Origin of the sequence: Paraburkholderia xenovorans LB400 (assembly GCF_000013645.1) — a bacterium.
Classification (GTDB): Bacteria; Pseudomonadota; Gammaproteobacteria; order Burkholderiales; family Burkholderiaceae; genus Paraburkholderia; species Paraburkholderia xenovorans.
In genome coordinates this window covers 2,001,280-2,018,343 of record NC_007952.1, presented here as the reverse complement: position 1 = coordinate 2,018,343, position 17,064 = coordinate 2,001,280, and the positions used below count along the sequence as shown (strand labels likewise).

Below are 17,064 nucleotides of genomic sequence, written 5' to 3'. Positions count from 1 at the left end.
AGGAAAAGCCGCCGCGCCCATGCCAGGCGCGGCGGCTTTTTTGCGCTTTATGCGCTCACCGCGGTCGAAGCCGGCAGCCGCGCTGCTTCGATCAACGACAAGGCCCGCTGCGGGTCGTCGAGTTCGGTGAGGCACAGCATCGCGAGGCGGGCCAGATAGAGCGGCGCCTGTGGTTCGCCCTGGTTCGTGAGGGTCTTGCAGAGGGTCGTGTAGACCAGATCGAGATCGCTGTCGGTCATGATGTGAGTCTCCGTGAATCAGATCGTCAGCGCCGCGCCGATGGCGCGCTGCGTGGCTGCTGCGCTGCCGTTGCGCCAGCGGGCGAGTACGTGGCCGTCCGGCCGGATCAGATAGACCGTGCCGGGCGTGGCGTCGAACCTCTCGTGCAGGCTGCCGGCGTGGTCGATCACCGTCGGGCTGGTGGCATACACGGTCTCATCCGTGACGAGTGTGACGGCTTTGAAGGCAATCCCTTGCCCGGCCAGCGTGCGCTGCAATTCCTGCCATGCGTGCTCTTGCGCCGAATCGCTGCTCGCGCCGAAGCGCAGCGCCGTGAAGCAAGACGCGAGCAGATCGGTGAGATGGATATCGGCGCTCACGCCGCCCTCCATGCGTTTGAGCCGGCATTCGGGCAGCACGCTGCCGGGCGCCGGGCCTCGGCTGAATGCGCCCGGCGTGTTGGCGGCGGCCTCGTTGAGCGGCGACTGCGTATAGGCGATTGCATGCGTCTGCCGCGGATTGATCAGCGGACGCACGGCAGCGTGCCGCTCGGCGAGACCGAGCACGGCCTCGCGCATCAGATTGAACGCGAACGAAGGCGGCGCCATGAATTCCGTGCTCTTCATGCCGTAGCTCAGATTCTCGCGCGCCGCGAACACGCGCTCGTCGCTGTAGGTGTCGAGCAGTCGCGGCGAAGCCGAGCCGTTCACCACGCAAGCCAGTTTCCAGCCGAGGTTGTCTGCGTCGTCGATGCCGGAATTGGCGCCGCGCACGCCGAAGATCGGCACCAGATGCGCGGCGTCGCCCGCGAACAGCACCGGGCCGTGGCGGTAGCGTTCGAGCGTCAGCGCGTTGGCTTTGTAGACGGTGATCCAGATCGGCGACCATGCGCCGGTTTCGCCCATCGAGTCGAGCACGCTCTGTACGCGTGGCAAAACGTTCGCGGGCTTCACGGCGGCTTCCGGGTCTTCGTCGTCGCGCAGCTGGTAGTCGATGCGCCAGACGTTGTCGGGCTGCTTGTGCACCAGGACCGTCGAGCCGGGGTTGGAGGGTGGATCGAAGTAGGCGAGGCGCTCGGTAGCACGCCTGCTGTCCAGTTCGATATCCACGATCACGTAGCGGCCTTCGTACGTGGTGCCGGTGAGCTTGAGGCCGAGCGCCTCGCGAATCGTGCTGCGGCCGCCGTCGCAGGCCACGACCCAGTCGGCGTGCATTTGCCACCCGGTGTCGCCGGTGCGCAGCGTGAGCGTTGCGCCGGACGTGCTGTCCGGCCCGGCGCGGCTGTCTTTCGCCGGCTCCGGTTCGATGCCGGTCACGCGGGTCTGCCAGTGGATCCCGATCAGGTCGGCGTGCCGTTCCACTTCGTCCAGCAGCAACTGTTCGATCTGGTATTGCGCGATGTTGATCATCGGCGGCAGCGATTGTTCGTCGTCGTGATGCATGGCGAAGCGGAACACTTCGGTGTCGCGGTAGAAGCTGCGGCCGCCAGCCCACGGCAGGCCCTTTTGCAGGAAGCCCTGTACGACGCCGAGGCGCTTGAAAATCTCCAGACTGCGGCGCGAAATGCAGATTGCGCGGCTGCCGATGCATACGCTGTCGTCGGCTTCGATCAGCACCGAGCGCACGCCGTGGCGAGCCAGCGCGAGCGCGAGCGTCATGCCGACCGGGCCGCCGCCGACGATCGCCACCGGCCGCCTGAGCGGGTCGCGCCCGTCGACCAGCGGCGGCGCCACGCCCTCATGATGGCGCGGCGAAAACGGATAGGGTTTGAAGGGGCGGTTCATGCGCGTCTCCTGGATCTTCATACCGGATGGATTGCCCGCCGGGGCTGGTTGGCTCTTCACAGGCGGTGCGAATCGGTAATGAAGTATGCAGGAGGGCGCACGCGGCGCTGTCCTCATTTTGGGTACAGAAGCCGGGTTCCGAAGAAGCGCAGGATAGCGCCACGCCAGTGAGCCGTCCACGCCGCCGCATGCGAGGAGGGCAGACCAGGACGCGGCCTGTGTTGCCGCGGGCTTACCGCGTGACAGGCATCGGGGAGGAGGTCAGACGCTCCGCGTTGGCGCGGAACCATTCAACCGAAAAGTCGACGAACGACCGCGTCTTCGCGGAAATGTGGCGGCGATCCGCGTACACCAGCGTCAACTCCTTGTCGGCATTGGTGATGCGGAAGTCCGTCAGAACCTGCATGAGCGTGCCGCCGCGCAAGTCGGTCAGCACATGGTTCTCAGGCAGTACCGCGATCCCCATGCCCGCGAGCGCGGCTTGCCGCAGCATCAACGCGTTGTTCACCATCAGCGCCGCGTCGAGCGTCACGCGTTTCTCGCGCCGGTCCGGCGCAGCGAAGATCCAGTCGCCGTCGTGCGAGGCGGCAGTGAGCGCGAGAAAGGTGTGCGAGGTCAGATCCGCGGGCCGTGACGGGACCCCCTTGATGGCGAGATAGCTCGGGGATGCGACGGCAATGGGACGCACGCTCAGCAGCGAGCGTTTGATCAACGTTGTGCCGCTGATCTGCTTGGGCAACACGATGCCGACGTCGAAGCCTTCCTTGACGAAATCGACGTGCTGGTGCAGCAGCGTGACCGAGAGCCTGACATTCGGATACTGCCGCAGATACTCCTGCAGCAGCGGAGTGAGGCTGGACAGTGAGAACGATGCACCGGCCGCGATTCTCAGCGTGCCGGACGGTTCGGTCGTGCCGCGTATCGCGATGGTTTCGATCTCCTCGATTTCGTCGAGCACGTTGCGGCAGCCCTTTGAGTAGATCTCCCCCTCTTCGGTCAGGGAGAGGCTGCGTGTATTCCGATTGACAAGTCTTGTGTTCAGGTGAGCTTCGAGTTGCTCAAGGTAGCGCGTGGCCATTGCATTCGAAATGCCGAGATTGGCCGCCGCCTGTCCGAATGACATGGTGTCTGCGATGTTGATAAATACTCGCATTGCCTGAAGCTGATTCATGATATCACCAACGCTGTAACAGATATGTGCAGGAAAATTGAGATATTCTTTTTTAACAGATAATCAATGGTCTCCCTGCCTATGATATATAGACGGGTTAAATGTGATTTAATTTTGATTTACGGTATCGGTATTTCTTTCTCAAAAAAAGACGGGGTTTTGTTTTGTTGGACTTCAGCAACGGTCAGGCCGGGCAGCCGATAGCGTGATTATGGTCGAGAATTATACGTATCCGGCGCTGCATCGGGTTTTCCTGTTGTTTTCGAGATTATCTCAAATATAAGTCAAAAATACTTTTGCATTGTTTTGATCGATTGCCTTCGGGGTAGACGTCTAGAATTCAAATTGCACGCAGAGTCTGTCTTCAATGCGCTTTCAAATGAGATTGGAGATGGGTGCATCCTGGTTGCGGCAGGTTTAATCTCATGCCGGCAACCGAGTTTTAAGATAAAACGCCAAGGTATTCGAAATGAAAAAAATCATTACTGCGACCGCCGTCTCCGCCACTTTTGCGTGCGCGGCGCACGCCCAGAGCAGCGTCACGCTATACGGCATTGTCGATGCCGGCCTGACGTACGTGAGCAATGAAGTCAGCAAGGATTCCACCGTAACGTCAGACGGGCGTGTCACCGGCGGCAAGGCCATGTTCGGCATGACCGGCGGCAACATCCAGCCGAGCCGCTGGGGCCTGCGCGGTGTCGAGGATCTGGGTGGCGGACTGAAAACGGTCTTCAACCTGGAAAGCGGGTTCAACATTGCGAACGGCAATCAGGCCGTGTCCAACAAGCTGTTCAACCGCCAGGCGTATGTCGGCCTGTCCAATGAGTACGGTACGGTTTCGTTCGGCCGCCAGTACGACTCCGTGGTCGACTATCTCGCGCCGCTGACAGCGGCCGGCAGCTGGGGCGGCACGTATTTCGCGCATCCGGGCGACAACGACAACGCCAACTCGTCGATCAGCGTCAACAATTCGGTCAAGTTCCAGAGCGCGAACTACGCCGGCTTCTCAATGAGCGGCCTGTATGGCTTCTCGAACAATGCGGGCTTCGCCGACAACCGCGCATACAGCGTCGGCGCGGGTTACCGCAATGGTGGCTTGCAACTGGGTGCGGCCTATCTCCAGTACCAGGGCATGGACCTGAATCAGAGCAATGGCGCGGTCAGCGGCGGCACCTTCGCGGCATCCGCGGTCAGCGGCGTTCAGAATCAGCGCACCTGGGGTCTCGGCGGCAGCTACGCGTTCGGTCCGTTCATTCTCGGCACCGTCTTTACGCAGAGCCGCTTCCAGGACAAGTTCTCGGATATCTCGGTTCGCTACAACAACTACGAGGTCAATGCGCGCTACAACCTGACGCCGGAACTGGGTCTGGGTGCGGCCTACACGTATACGCAGGCACTGCGCGCGGCGCCGGGCACCAGCGACACGAACACCGGCGCGGCCCACTGGAATCAGTTCGGACTGCAGGCTGACTACTCGCTGTCGAGGCGTACCGACATTTACGCAGAAGCGGTCACGCAGCTCGGCGCGAACAATGGTCGCGGGCTGAATGCGGTGCAAATCAACGGTACCTCCGCACCGTCCACGGCGAGCAACCAGTTTCTCGTGACGACGGGCATCCGTCACCGGTTCTGATGTCACTGCTGTTTCCGTTTGCCGGGCTGACGCGGCCGATCCTCCTTTAGAGGGTTGGCCGGTTTCCAGCCAGCGCAATTCATTCGCGAACAACTGCCGGCCGCGCCTTCCGGCGCGGCCGTACGCAATCAATTGCTTTGGCGCGGATGCCCGGCTGTTGAACCATTTTTCACGGAACGTTCATGCCTGTTTTGCTGTTGGGACGCCTGGCGGGAAGCCTGGTGGGAAGCCTGATCCACTCGTTGAATGCACCGGAGCGCCGGCGCGGCGAGGTGTGGAGGCGGCCGGCGCTCGTGTTGAGTCTGCTTGCTTTGCTGACCGCATGCGGCAAGCCCGCCGCTCCCGAATCGTCCCAGCCGGTCGACGTCACCGTCATGACCGTGACGCCGCGCGATACGCCCGTGGACTTCGAGTTTGTCGCCCAGACGCAAAGCTCGCGCGCCGTGGAAATCCGCGCGCGGGTAGACGGCTTTCTGGACAAGCGGACCTACACGGAGGGCCAGATGGTTCGCCAGGGGCAAACGCTCTTTCTGATGGACCCCAAGCCGTTCCAGGCCGCATTGCAATCGGCGCAGGGTGCGCTGGCCCAGCAGCAGGCAAGGCTTGGCGTCGCAAAAGCCAATCTCGCGCGCGTCGTGCCGCTCGCCGCGCAGAACGCGTTGAGCAAGAAGGATCTCGATGATGCAACCGGCAGCGAGCGCGAGGCCGAAGCCGCTGTCATCGCTGCAAAAGGCCAGGTGCAGGCCGCGCAGCTGAACCTCGGCTACACCACGATCAAGTCGCCGCTTGCCGGCTTGTCGAGTTACGCGAGACAACAGGAAGGCAGCTATGTCACGCCGGCCCAGTCCGGCCTGTTGACGTATGTCTACCAGATGGACCCCATGTGGGTCGAGTTCAGCATCTCCGAGAACGAGATGCTGCGGTATCGCGATCAGATCGCAAAAGGCCAGTTGCGCTTTCCCGCCAACAACCAGTTCGAAATCACGCTGCTGCTGGCCGACGGCTCGACATTCCCCGCGCGTGGACATATCGACTTCGCCAATCCCGTATTCAGCGCGGAAACCGGCACCTTCCTCGTGCGCGCCGTATTTGCCAATGAAAAAGGCACGCTGCGTCCTGGTCAGTTCGTGCGCGCGAGGGTGGCCGGCGCCGTGCGGCCGCATGCCGTGCTGCTTCCGCAGCGAGCCGTGCAGCAAGGCGCAAAAAGCCATTTCGTGTGGATCGTCGACAAAGATAACAAGCCCCACCAACGGTTCGTCGAGATGGGCGAATGGCAGGGCGATGACTGCTTCATCAACGACGGCCTGCGCGCCGGCGAAAGAGTTGTTGTGGACGGGGCGGTGAGGCTGTCGCCCAACGCGACGATCAGCATAACGGGGAACGGTTCTTCCGCGGAGCATCGCGCAAAACTCACGGCGCCCGTGCAGTCCGTCGCGCAATCGGAATCCGAACAAAACTCCGCGCATTAATTCTGCGCACCAGGCGGCAAACGGATGAAGCTCTCCCATTTCTGTATCGACAGGCCGATCTTCGCGTCGGTCATCTCCATCGTCATCGCGCTTGGCGGCGTGCTGGCCATGTTCGCGTTGCCGGTCGCCCAGTACCCGGACATCACGCCGCCGCAGATCACGATCACCGCCAGCTACCCGGGCGCGAGCGCCGACGTGGTGGCGAATAACGTCGCGGCGCCCATCGAACAGCAGGTCAACGGCGCGGACAACATGATCTACATGACCTCGTCGAGTTCGTCGACCGGCAGTCTGACGATCAACGTGTTCTTCCGCAACGGCACCAATCCGGATCTGGCCCAGGTGGACGTGCAGAACCGCGTCAACCTCGCATTGCCGCAACTGCCGCAGTCCGTGCAGTCGCAGGGCGTGCAGGTACAGAAAAAGTCGTCTGCGTTCATGATGGTCGTCGCGGTGTACTCACCTGACAACCGGTTCGATTCGACCTACGTCGCCAACTACGCGAACGTGTACGTGCTCGATGCGCTCAAACGGATTCCGGGCGCGAACCAGGCCAGCATCTTCGGCACGCCGGACTATGCGATGCGTATCTGGTTGCGCCCGGACCGCATGGCGCAGCTCGGCATTACGGCTACCGACGTGCAGAACGCGGTGGCGAACCAGAATCAGCAGTTCGCGGTGGGGCGCCTCGGCCAGGCGCCAACCGGCTCGCCGGTTGAGCAGTCGTTCGCGGTGACGACGAGCGGGCGTCTTTCGAATCCCGCCGAATTCGACAACATCATTATTCGCGCCGCCGGCAACGGCGCGGCGATCGTCCGTTTGAAAGACATCGGCCGTGCCGAGCTCGGGCAAAAAGACTATTCGATACGCAGCCGGTTCCAGGGCAAGCCCGCTACGGTGATCGCCATCTACCAGCAGCCCGGCGCCAACGCGCTGGATGTCTCGAAGCAGGTGCGCGCAACGCTGGCGGACATGAAACGCTCGTTCCCGGAGGGTATCGATTACAACATCGCAATGGATACCACCGACTTCACGCGTGCCTCCATTGCGGACGTGGTGAAGACGTTTTTCGAAGCCGTGTTGCTGGTGGTGATTGTCGTATTCATGTTCCTGCAGAGCTTGCGCGCAACGCTGATTCCGGTGCTGGCGGTGCCGGTCTCCATCCTGGGGACATTCATGGGCATGGCCGCTCTGGGTTTTTCGATCAACATGCTGACCATGTTCGGTATGGTGCTGGCAATCGGCATCGTGGTGGACGATGCGATTGTCGTGATCGAGAACGTCGAGCGCAACATGCGTGAGTTCGGCCTCTCGCCGAACGCGGCGGCCAAGCGGGCTATGGATGAAGTGTCGGGCCCGGTCGTCACGATCGTGCTGGTCATGTGCGCGGTGTTCGTGCCGGTTGCATTTCTGGGCGGCATTACAGGGCAGATGTACAAGCAGTTTGCCATCACCATTGCGATTTCGGTGGTCCTGTCGGGTATCGTGGCCTTGACGTTGTCGCCGGCGCTGGCGGCTGTATTGCTGAAACCGCAGGCGCATGCAAAGCATCGTTTTTTCCAGTGGTTCGATAACGCCTTCGCGCGCGTCACGGCGGGGTACGGCCGCGCCGTGACGCTCACAATCAGGCGGTTTGGCATCGCGCTGCTGCTGTTCGCCGGCATGGTCCTGCTGGCAGTCACGATGATGCGGTCCATTCCGCACGCTTTCCTGCCGCCTGAAGATCAGGGTTACCTGCTCGGCGCGATCATCATGCCCGATTCGGCGAGTCTCGATCGTACGGGCCGGGTGTCGTCGCGCGTGACCGAGTACTTCGGCAAGCAGGCCGGCGTAGGCAGCATAACGGTGGTCGACGGTTACAGCCTGCTCGACAATCAGACAATGAACAACGCCGCAACGTTCTTTGTCGGACTGAAGGGATTCGACGAGCGGTATTCATGGGCGAACATTCGCACGCAAAATGCGCATGCATTGCTGCTTGGCGCCTACCGGGCACTGTCGCGGATCAAGGAAGGCATTGTCGTACCGGTCAACCCGCCGTCCATCCCCGGGCTTGGCACGACGGGCGGCACCGAGATGTGGATTCAGAGCAAAGGCGACGGCACCACGGCACAACTTGCGCAGGTCGTGCAGGACTTTATTGCCAAGGCGAAGGCGCGGCCCGAACTGGCGGGCGTCACGTCGACCTTCAATGCTTCTTCACAGCAGTTGCGTGTCGATGTCGATCGCGACAGGGCGGCCACACTCGGCGTGCCGATCGACGAGGTCTACAGCACGATGCAGACCATGTTCGGCTCGCTGTACGTGTCACAGTTCAACCAGTCGAGCCGTCTGTGGCAGGTGATCCTTCAGGCCGAGCCGTCGTACCGGTTAAAGCCCACGGACCTCGAACAGGTATTCGTGCGCAGCGCCACGGGCACGATGGTGCCGCTCAAATCGGTCGTGACCTATCAGTACGTAACCGGCCCGTCCCTGATGACGCGCTTCAACGATTTTCCGGCCGTGCTGATTACCGCGAACGCGGCACCGGGCCATAGTTCGGGCGAAGTCATCGCCGTGCTGGAGGAGCTGGCGCGAACCATGCCCGCGGGATATGGCGCGGGGTGGAGCGGAGAAGCGTACGAAGCCCGTCAGTCAGGTAACACGTCCGGCCTCGTTTTCGTGTTCGGTCTGGTGATGGTGTTCCTGATTCTCGCCGCGCAATACGAACGCTGGAGCCTGCCGGTCGGCGTTCTGATGGCCGTGCCGTTTGCACTGTTCGGCGCTTTGCTGGCGATCCTGTTGAGAGGCCTGAACAACGACGTCTATTTTCAGATCGGTCTCACCATGCTGGTCGCACTCGCGGCGAAAAATGCGATTCTCATTTTCGAGTTTGCGGTGTTGAATCGCGCACAAGGCGCATCCCCGTTCGACGCTGCGTTGACCGCCGCGCGGGACCGGTTGCGGCCAATCGTCATGACGTCGTTCGCCTTTATTCTCGGCTGCGTTCCGCTGGCCATCGCAACCGGCGCGTCGCAGAACAGCCGGCATTCCATCGGCACCGGGGTGATCGGCGGCATGTTGGGGGCAACCGGCGTCGCCGTCTTCTTCATTCCAATGTTCTTCTTCCTGCTCGAATCGGCGAACGAGCGGCGCGCCGGCAAGAAGAACGGAGATGCCGTGCCAAAGGAGCAAGGTGAACCGGCGCTGTCCGGTTCGCGCTCAGTGACTAACAGTTCGACCGGTATGCATCCCGGCACGAAGCGGGATAATTGACATGCGTCCAGTCGGTTCGAGTTTTTTCTGGGTGTCGGCAGTTGGGCTTTGCCTGTGTCTGAGCGGCTGCCTGATGGGTCCAGACTATGTGAGACCGTCTGTCGAAACACCGGCCACGTTTCGCTTTTCAGATAGTACCCAGGCGCAGATCGTCGATACGGCGTGGTGGGCGCAATTCGGCGACCCCGTGCTGAACGAACTCATTTCGACCGCGCTCGCGCAGAACAGGGACCTGAAAATCGCCGCGGCCCGAGTCGACGAGTTTCGCGGACAGTTCGTCACCACGCGTTCGCAACTATTTCCGCAGATCAGTGCGGGTTTCAACGCCGGTCGCCAGCGTGTCTCGCCGCTTGCCCAAAGTTCGTTGCCGGCCGGTATCGGGACGGACTACACCTCGTTCAATGCCACGCTGCCCATCTCATGGGAAATCGACGTGTTCGGCCGCGTGCGGCGTCAGACCGAAGCCGCGCGCGCGAACCTGCTCGCCAGCGAGGAAGGGCAGCGGGCCACGCTGCTTACGCTCGTCGCATCGGTTGCCACGTCCTATATCAATCTGCGCAGTCTCGATCAGCAACTCGAGATTGCCAGGGCAACCGCGGCCAGCCGCGCCAGTTCCGTGAAGGTCTTCGAACTGCGCTTCAAGGGCGGGCAGATCTCACAGGTCGAACTGGCCCAGAGTCAGTCGGAATACGAGGCATCGCTCGCGGATATTCCCGCCATTGAAGCGCAGATCGGGCAGCAGGAAGACGCGTTGTCGGTATTGCTCGGCCGCAACCCCGGTCCCATTCTTCGCGGCCGCACGCTCGACGAACTCCAGGCTCCCGGTGTGCCGGCGGGCTTGCCTTCGGAGTTGCTCGCGCGCCGTCCGGACGTGCTGCAGGCCGAACAGAACCTGGTTGCCGCCAACGCATTGATCGGCGCCGCGCGTGCGCTTTATTTTCCACAGATTTCGCTCACGGGATTGCTCGGCTCGTCGAGCACGCAGTTAAGCCGGCTCTTTAGCGGCCCGGCGAACACCTGGGCGTTTGCCGGAGCACTGACGCAACCCATTTTCTCGGCCGGCAACATTGCCGGACAGGTCGAGCAGGCCAAGGCACGCCAGCAACAAGCGCTCTACGCGTATCAGAAGGCCGTTCAGTCCGCATTCCAGGAAGTCAGCGACGCACTTCTCGGGGTCGGGAAGTCACGCGAACGGCTGGCCGCGCAGGAGCGCCAGGTCGATGCGCTGAGCACCTACGCAAAACTCGCGCGACAACGCTACGAAGGCGGCTACACGAGCTACATGGAAGTTCTCGACGCCGAGCGCAGTCTGTTCAGCGCGCAACTGGCTTATACGCAAACTCGCGGCAATGAATACACGTCTCTCGTCACGCTTTACAAAGCGCTGGGCGGCGGCTGGGGCACGGACGCACTCGCAGGCTTGGAGCAAGGCGGGACCGGCGCGCAAGCCGAAACACGATAGCGCACGAGCGACCCGGTATGCGCGGCCAATCGTGAAACAAAGGTGGTGCGTGGCGCGATGGATAGGGCGGTAGAACGTGAAAAAACAGGGAGAATGAAACGATGTCCAGAATAAGCAAAAGGCTGACCTTGCTGTTTGCTACGACCTGCCTCGCCTGCTGGGGCATGCAGGTGGAGGCAGCGAATCCTCCCCGCGCGGCCGCGCCGTCGGTTTGGCCTCGCAGTTTCGATGCCGACAGGCAGCACGTCGAACTTTATCAGCCGCAGATCGAGACATGGGAAGGCAACCGCATAGCGGGCCGTGCCGCGGTAGCCGTTGGCGCGAGCGACGGTACGCCCACCTACGGCGTGGCGCACTTTTCCGCGATCGTCGAGATCGACAGGGTGTCGGGACTCGCGCAACTCACTCATATCGAGATTGCGAGCGTGGATGTGCCGACCAACCCGGGCGTCGCGGATCAAACCAGGCAGGTGTTGCTGACGCATCTGCCGTCGGCCGGACTGACCACGTCGCTGGACGAACTGCAGACGAGCTACTCCGCCTCGAAGCAACTCGCGGCCACGCAGCGCATGGCCGTCCAGAACGAGGCTCCGCGAATCGTCTTCGCGACGAGGCCGACCGTGCTGGTCCTCGTGGACGGTGCGCCGGTCTGGCGGCCGGTGAACGGGACGGGCTATCAACGGGCGCTCAACAGCCGCGCGTTGCTGCTGCAGGATGGGAGCGGCACGCTGTATCTGCATGCGGCGGGTTACTGGTATTCGGCCGCGTCGGCAGGTGGTCAATGGGGCGTGCGGACGGCGCCGCCGCAGGCCCTGCTGGCGGCGGCGCAACTTGCCGAGGAGAGCGGCAAGGCCGATCCTCTGATGCCGGCCAATGGCCAGCGCCCGGCGCGAGCGCCGGTCGTGCTGTTCGCTACGGAGCCGACGGAACTGATCGTGACCGACGGCCAGATGAAACTGGCGCCGGTCGAAGGCGTCAGTCTGCTGACGGTCGCCAATAGCGACCATGCTGTCTTCGTGGACCCGGCCACGAATCAGTACTACGTCCTGCTCTCCGGCCGATGGTTCCGCGCCGCATCGGAAGGCGGCCCCTGGCAGTATGTGTCGGGCAGCGAACTTCCCGCGGATTTCGCGAAGATTTCGCCGCGCGATCCCAAAGCCAACGTCCTGGTCTCCATTCCGGGCACGCCCCAGGCGAAGGAGGCCGCCATTGCGGCCACCATAGCGCAGACGGCCACGGTCTCGCGCGCGAGCGCCACGCTGACCGTTGCATACGACGGCGCGCCGCGCTTCACACCGATCGCCGGCACGGCGCTGAGTTATGCGGTCAATACCGGCACACCGGTGATCGCGGTGGATTCCACTCACTATTACGCCGTGTCGAACGGCATCTGGTTCACCGCGGCGGCGCCGGATGGCACATGGCGCGTGGCGACCGAAGTGCCTGGCGCGATCTACGCGATTCCGGCCAGTTCCCCCCTGCATTACGTGGTGTACGTACGGATCTACTCCGTGACGCCGGAAACCGTGGTCGTGGGCTATACGCCGGGTTACATGGGCGTCGTGGTGAATGCGGAGGGCACCGTGGTCTACGGCACAGGCTATGTCTATCCGCCGTACGTCGGCGCGGTCTACTACGGTTATCCGCCGACCTACGGCTACGACGCGGGCTTTGCCCTCAATGCGGCAGCAGGGTTCGCGTTCGGCTTCGCGGCGGGGGCGATCTGGGGCGCTGCCGAGCCTTACTGGGGCCCATACTGGGGCGGCGGCGGGTGGAACAACGTCAACGTGAACCAGGCGAATTTCTATGGGCGCTGGGGACAAGGCACGGTGACGCACGCCTCGGGCTGGAACCCGTGGACCGGTACGCAAGGGCGCGGCTCGGCGGTGGCCGGCTACAACCCGGCGACCGGGGCGCACTTCCAGGGTAGCCGGGGCGCCGCGTTCAATCCCTACTCGGGGAATTACGCGGCCGGGCGGCAAGGCTCGTTTGTGAATCCGTCGACCGGGCGGGAAGGCGCGGCGCGCGGCGGCATTGCCGGCAATCAGTACAACGGCAACTTTGCGGGCGGGCGCCAGGTGGCCGGGTATAACGCGCAGACAGGCCGCGCAGGCGCGGCCGAGTTCGGTGTGGCCGGCAACACGCAAACGGGCCAGTACACGAGCGCCGGCAAGGGCATCGTGACCAATCAGTCGAAAGGCAACGCCGTGGCATGGAACAACGGCGACGTCTATGCCGGCCACGACGGCAACGTCTATCAGCACACCCAGGGCGGCGGTTGGCAACAGCACACGGCCAACGGCTGGCAATCAGTCCAGCCGAAAGCGGACGTGGGCGGCGATCTGGAACAGCAGCGCGAGGCGCGCGATGTCGGCCAGCAAAGGTTCGATCACTCGGCGAATCAATGGGGCGACGGCAGAGGGTCGCGAGGAGCAGGACGTTTCGGTGGCGAGGGCGGCTTTGCCGGCGGGGGCATGCGGCGAGGAGGATTTCGCCGCTAATCGTTCTGGCGGCCCGGCTGTCCTCGCCGGTCCGCAAGCAGATTGCGAGAAAGGCTGGGCGGGCACATGTACCGACCTACTCACCTTTCTCGTCGCGCGAGCCGTTACAGCGGCGCGCTCAGTCCGCTCCGCCCGCATGCGAAGGCTGGCGCGCATGCTGCACGCTCGAGGCCGCGAGGCACTCCTCGATCATCGCGCGGAAGGTCGGGGCCGCGTGCGCAGCGCCGGTTGCGCCCATCTCCGGGCCGCCTTCCGGTGCGCCGCCCACGCCGACCACGAGCGTCGCTCGCGGTCGCCATTCCCGCGTTCGGCGCAGCATGTTGCGCAGATACGGCGGCGAATCCGGCGCGTCGAGCGAGACGATGCAGATGATCGACGCGTCCTTGAAACCCGGTTCATCGGCGCGCGCGCTGCGGTAGCCCGAGTGCGTGGCCATCATCGGCGCGAGACCCTGGCGGCCGAGCAGTTGCACGGCGATCGCGGTCGTGACTTCGTCGAACGAACCGCGTCCGGGCACGCAGAGCACCGACGCTTTTTCGGCGGCGTCGCGCAGCCGCGGGCGCGCCGAAATATGGCTGTCGTGTCGCTCGGAAAGATCGGCCGAGGCGGAAGCCAGCAGCGCGCTCGCGGAGTCGGCGGGGTCCATGCGCGACAGGCCGTCCGGCAGGCCGTCCGCGATCTCCAGGTTTTCGACAATGTCCACCAGCGCGTCGTTGATACGCTGCAGCTGATCCGGCATCAGCACGCCGCGCATGGCGTCGTTGCGGGCGAGCTTGAGGCCTTCGAGGGCGACCTTGTCGTAGTAGTCGACCAGCGACATTTCGCGCAGCAGCCGTTCCGCCTGCACGATCGCCTCGTGCGGATCGTCCGCGAGCAGCCGCTGATAGAAAGTCTGCGCGGGCGTGAGCGCAGGCTGATCGCCGAGCAGCACGGTGAGAAAGTTCAGCCGGTCGGCGTAGCGCCCGAGCGTGACCACGCACAGCGTGAGCGGCGTCGACAGAACGAGGCCGATCGGCCCCCACAGCCAGCTCCAGAAAATCGCCGCGACCACCACCGCGAGCGGCGACAGGCCGGAACGGTGACCATATAGCAGCGGCTCGGCGATCTGTCCGGCCACCAGGTCGACCACGATGAACAGGATCAGCGTATAGACCGCCATCGTCCATTGCGGCTGGATCGCGGCGGCAAGAAAGACCGCGAGAATCGCGGCGATCCAGATGCCGATATATGGCACGAAGCGCAGCAGGGCGGCGATCACGCCGAACAGCAGCGCTCCCGGCACGCCGATGATGGCGAGCCCGATCGCGATCACGCCGCCCGCGCTGAGGTTCACGCCCAGTTGCGCGACGAAGTAGCGGCTCAGACGCACGGCGGCGTCGTTGATCGCGGTTGTGGTGCGGTGAAGATCGCGCGAGCCGAACAGGCTGATCAAACGGTCGCGCAAATCCTCGCGCTGTAGCAAGATGAAAATCGTCACGACCAGCACGATAAAGGTCGTTTCGATCGGCGCAATGGCTGGCGACAACGCACGCTGCGCAAGCTGCAACGGCGTGGGCGAGGGCTCGTGCACTTCGACCGGCTGCGGCACGGCGGGCGCGTTGCGCGCCGCGCGTCCGGTGGCGCGCGGCGGGTTCGGCCTGGACGGCGCCACCCGCTGCAAGGCGACGGCGGCGCGGCTCATCAGCGAATCAGCGCGGCCGACGGTCTTTTCCTGAACGGTTTCGATCTTCTGTTCGATCGCCACCTGATACTGCGGCAGGTCGCCCGCGAGCTGCACCAGTTGCGCGCCGATCAGCGCGCCGATCGCAAGCAGGCTTGCCAGCGCGAACAGCACGGCAATGAAAATGGACGGCAATTGCCCCATATGCAAACGCCGCAACATCTGCACGAGCGGCGCGAGCAGGAAGCTGAGCAGCACCGACAGCGTGATCGGTATCAATACCGCGCGGCCGAAGTACAAGCCGCACACCACCACCACGCCGGTAATGACCGACGCGAGGCCGTGCAGACTGGGCGTGCCCGGTGGATAAACGCGGTTCGGCCGCCCATGCGGCGGTAACGATATTTTCATGAGCACACATTCCGAATGAGAAGCGCTGTCGTTCTTATGCTGGCCGCTCGCGAACAGAGAGAGAGTGTCCGGGCAATGCGCTTGAGCAAGTCATATGCCCGGATTGTAGGCGCTTTGATTGAGGGCGGGGCTATCGCTTATCCCATGTATCCCATGTGCAGCCGCAGCAACTCGAACAGTTGCGAGCTCGCATACAGCAGCAGGCCGATAAAGCCGCCCACGATCGTCCCGTTGATGCGGATGTATTGCAGATCCTTGCCGATGTTCAGCTCGATCTGCCGTGACATGTCGCGCGAGTCCCAGTTCTTGACGGTGTCGCTGATATGCCGCGTGAGGAACTGCGCAAAGTCCGGCGCCAGCGCGCGTGCCGCTTCTTCGAGATGGTCGTTGAGCGACTGGCGCAAGGCCGGATCGTTCGCGAGTTCGCGGCCGACCCATTCGCCCATCGCCACCACGCGCGCATGCAGGGCCGAGTCGCTGCTTTGCAGATCGCGCTTGAGCCACGCGCGCAATTCGCCCCACATGTCTTTCACATACGAACTGAGCGCGTCTCCTTCCACCAGATAGCGCTTCAGTTCTTCGCCTTTTTGCAGGAAGGCCGGATCGGTCTTGAGCTTGACGATCAGCTTGTGCGCGGCGTCGTCGAATTTCTGGCGAAGCTGATGCGTGGGGTTTTCGCTGACCTGTTCGAGCATGCGGTTCACCGCGTTGGCGAGCGCTTCGGCGCCTTTCTCGCCGAGCCATACCGAAGGCAGAATTTTTTCCATCTTCGGATATTCGCTCTTTACCCAATCGACAATGCGCTCGGCGATAAACTCGCGCGCCTGCGGTTCGCGCAGCAGCGCGATGACCTGTTCGATACCGGCGTCGAGCAGTTCCTGATGGCGGCCGTCTTTGGTGAGCGTGTCGAGAATCGCGCCCATCGATTGCGACAGATCCACCTTGGCCAGCACGTCGCGCAGCGCTCCCTTGATGAAGCTCTGAATGCGCACGTCGTCGGTCAATTCCAGAATGCCGCTGGTGAGCTTGACGACGTAGTCGCCCAGCCTCGCGGTGTTGGCCGGTTGCGTCAGCCAGCCGGTGATGCTCTGCGCCGGGTTGTGTTTCTGGATCAGGCCGACCAGCGAAGGCACATCCAGAAACTTGTCCTGCACGAAAACCGCCAGGTTGTCGGCGATCTTGTGCTTGTTCCTCGGAATGATCGCAGTGTGCGCGGAAACGAGCGGGATCGGCACGCGGCGAAACAGGGCGGCCACGGCGAACCAGTCGGCCAGCGCGCCCACCATCGCGGCTTCGGCGATCGCCTTGATGCCGTCCACCCAGATGCCGCGCGGCATGAACGCGGTCACCACGAAAACGCCGGCGGCGGCCAGCAACAGCAGTAACGGCGTGCGCTTGGCCTTCTTCAGTTCGATTGCTTTGTTCATTGGCGGCGAGGCAGTGGGTCCAGGTCGATTGAAATGATGCGGCGCGCTCGATGCGCGTGCGGAAAACGCGAG

General features: G+C 63.2%; 10 protein-coding genes. 5 read left to right on the top strand and 5 right to left on the bottom strand.

Features of this window, described 5'->3' with window-relative positions; translation table 11 throughout:
• Window positions 1–47: 47 nt before the first annotated feature.
• The 3 genes from BXE_RS30875 to BXE_RS30865 form a co-directional block, all read right to left on the bottom strand.
• Complete coding sequence (locus BXE_RS30875) at window positions 48–239, bottom strand: hypothetical protein (protein ID WP_011492050.1); 192 nt, start codon at window positions 237–239, stop codon at window positions 48–50.
• 18 nt (window positions 240–257) lie between these two features.
• The gene (locus BXE_RS30870; RefSeq protein ID WP_040124653.1) at window positions 258–2,003 is read right to left on the bottom strand and encodes an FAD-dependent oxidoreductase; all 1,746 of its coding nucleotides are present in this window, start codon (window positions 2,001–2,003) and stop codon (window positions 258–260) included.
• Between the two features lie 232 nt (window positions 2,004–2,235).
• Window positions 2,236–3,174 carry a LysR family transcriptional regulator gene (locus tag BXE_RS30865; protein ID WP_011492048.1) on the bottom strand — a complete coding sequence of 313 codons (939 nt, stop codon included), beginning with the start codon at window positions 3,172–3,174 and terminating at the stop codon, window positions 2,236–2,238.
• A gap of 469 nt (window positions 3,175–3,643) precedes the next feature.
• Between BXE_RS30865 and BXE_RS30860 the strand changes: the two genes are divergently transcribed.
• From BXE_RS30860 to BXE_RS30840, 5 genes are all read left to right on the top strand, one after another.
• On the top strand, window positions 3,644–4,807 hold the full coding sequence (locus BXE_RS30860; RefSeq protein ID WP_011492047.1) for a porin: 1,164 nt from the start codon (window positions 3,644–3,646) through the stop codon (window positions 4,805–4,807).
• 182 nt (window positions 4,808–4,989) lie between these two features.
• Window positions 4,990–6,276, top strand: coding sequence for an efflux RND transporter periplasmic adaptor subunit (locus tag BXE_RS30855; protein WP_011492046.1), 1,287 nt, complete (start codon window positions 4,990–4,992; stop codon window positions 6,274–6,276).
• Window positions 6,277–6,300: 24 nt separating this feature from the next.
• On the top strand, window positions 6,301–9,531 hold the full coding sequence (locus tag BXE_RS30850) for an efflux RND transporter permease subunit (protein WP_011492045.1): 3,231 nt from the start codon (window positions 6,301–6,303) through the stop codon (window positions 9,529–9,531).
• Window position 9,532: 1 nt separating this feature from the next.
• A complete protein-coding gene (locus BXE_RS30845) occupies window positions 9,533–10,993 on the top strand; it encodes an efflux transporter outer membrane subunit (protein WP_011492044.1) in 1,461 nt (486 codons plus the stop codon).
• Window positions 10,994–11,094: 101 nt separating this feature from the next.
• Window positions 11,095–13,494 carry a hypothetical protein gene (locus BXE_RS30840; RefSeq protein WP_011492043.1) on the top strand — a complete coding sequence of 800 codons (2,400 nt, stop codon included), beginning with the start codon at window positions 11,095–11,097 and terminating at the stop codon, window positions 13,492–13,494.
• Between the two features lie 118 nt (window positions 13,495–13,612).
• Here BXE_RS30840 and BXE_RS30835 read toward each other — a convergent pair whose 3' ends face one another.
• Entirely contained in the window at window positions 13,613–15,565 is a 1,953-nt protein-coding gene (locus tag BXE_RS30835) for an AI-2E family transporter (RefSeq protein ID WP_011492042.1), read from the bottom strand.
• Window positions 15,566–15,702: 137 nt separating this feature from the next.
• Window positions 15,703–16,992 carry a DUF445 domain-containing protein gene (locus BXE_RS30830; RefSeq protein ID WP_011492041.1) on the bottom strand — a complete coding sequence of 430 codons (1,290 nt, stop codon included), beginning with the start codon at window positions 16,990–16,992 and terminating at the stop codon, window positions 15,703–15,705.
• Window positions 16,993–17,064: the final 72 nt, after the last annotated feature.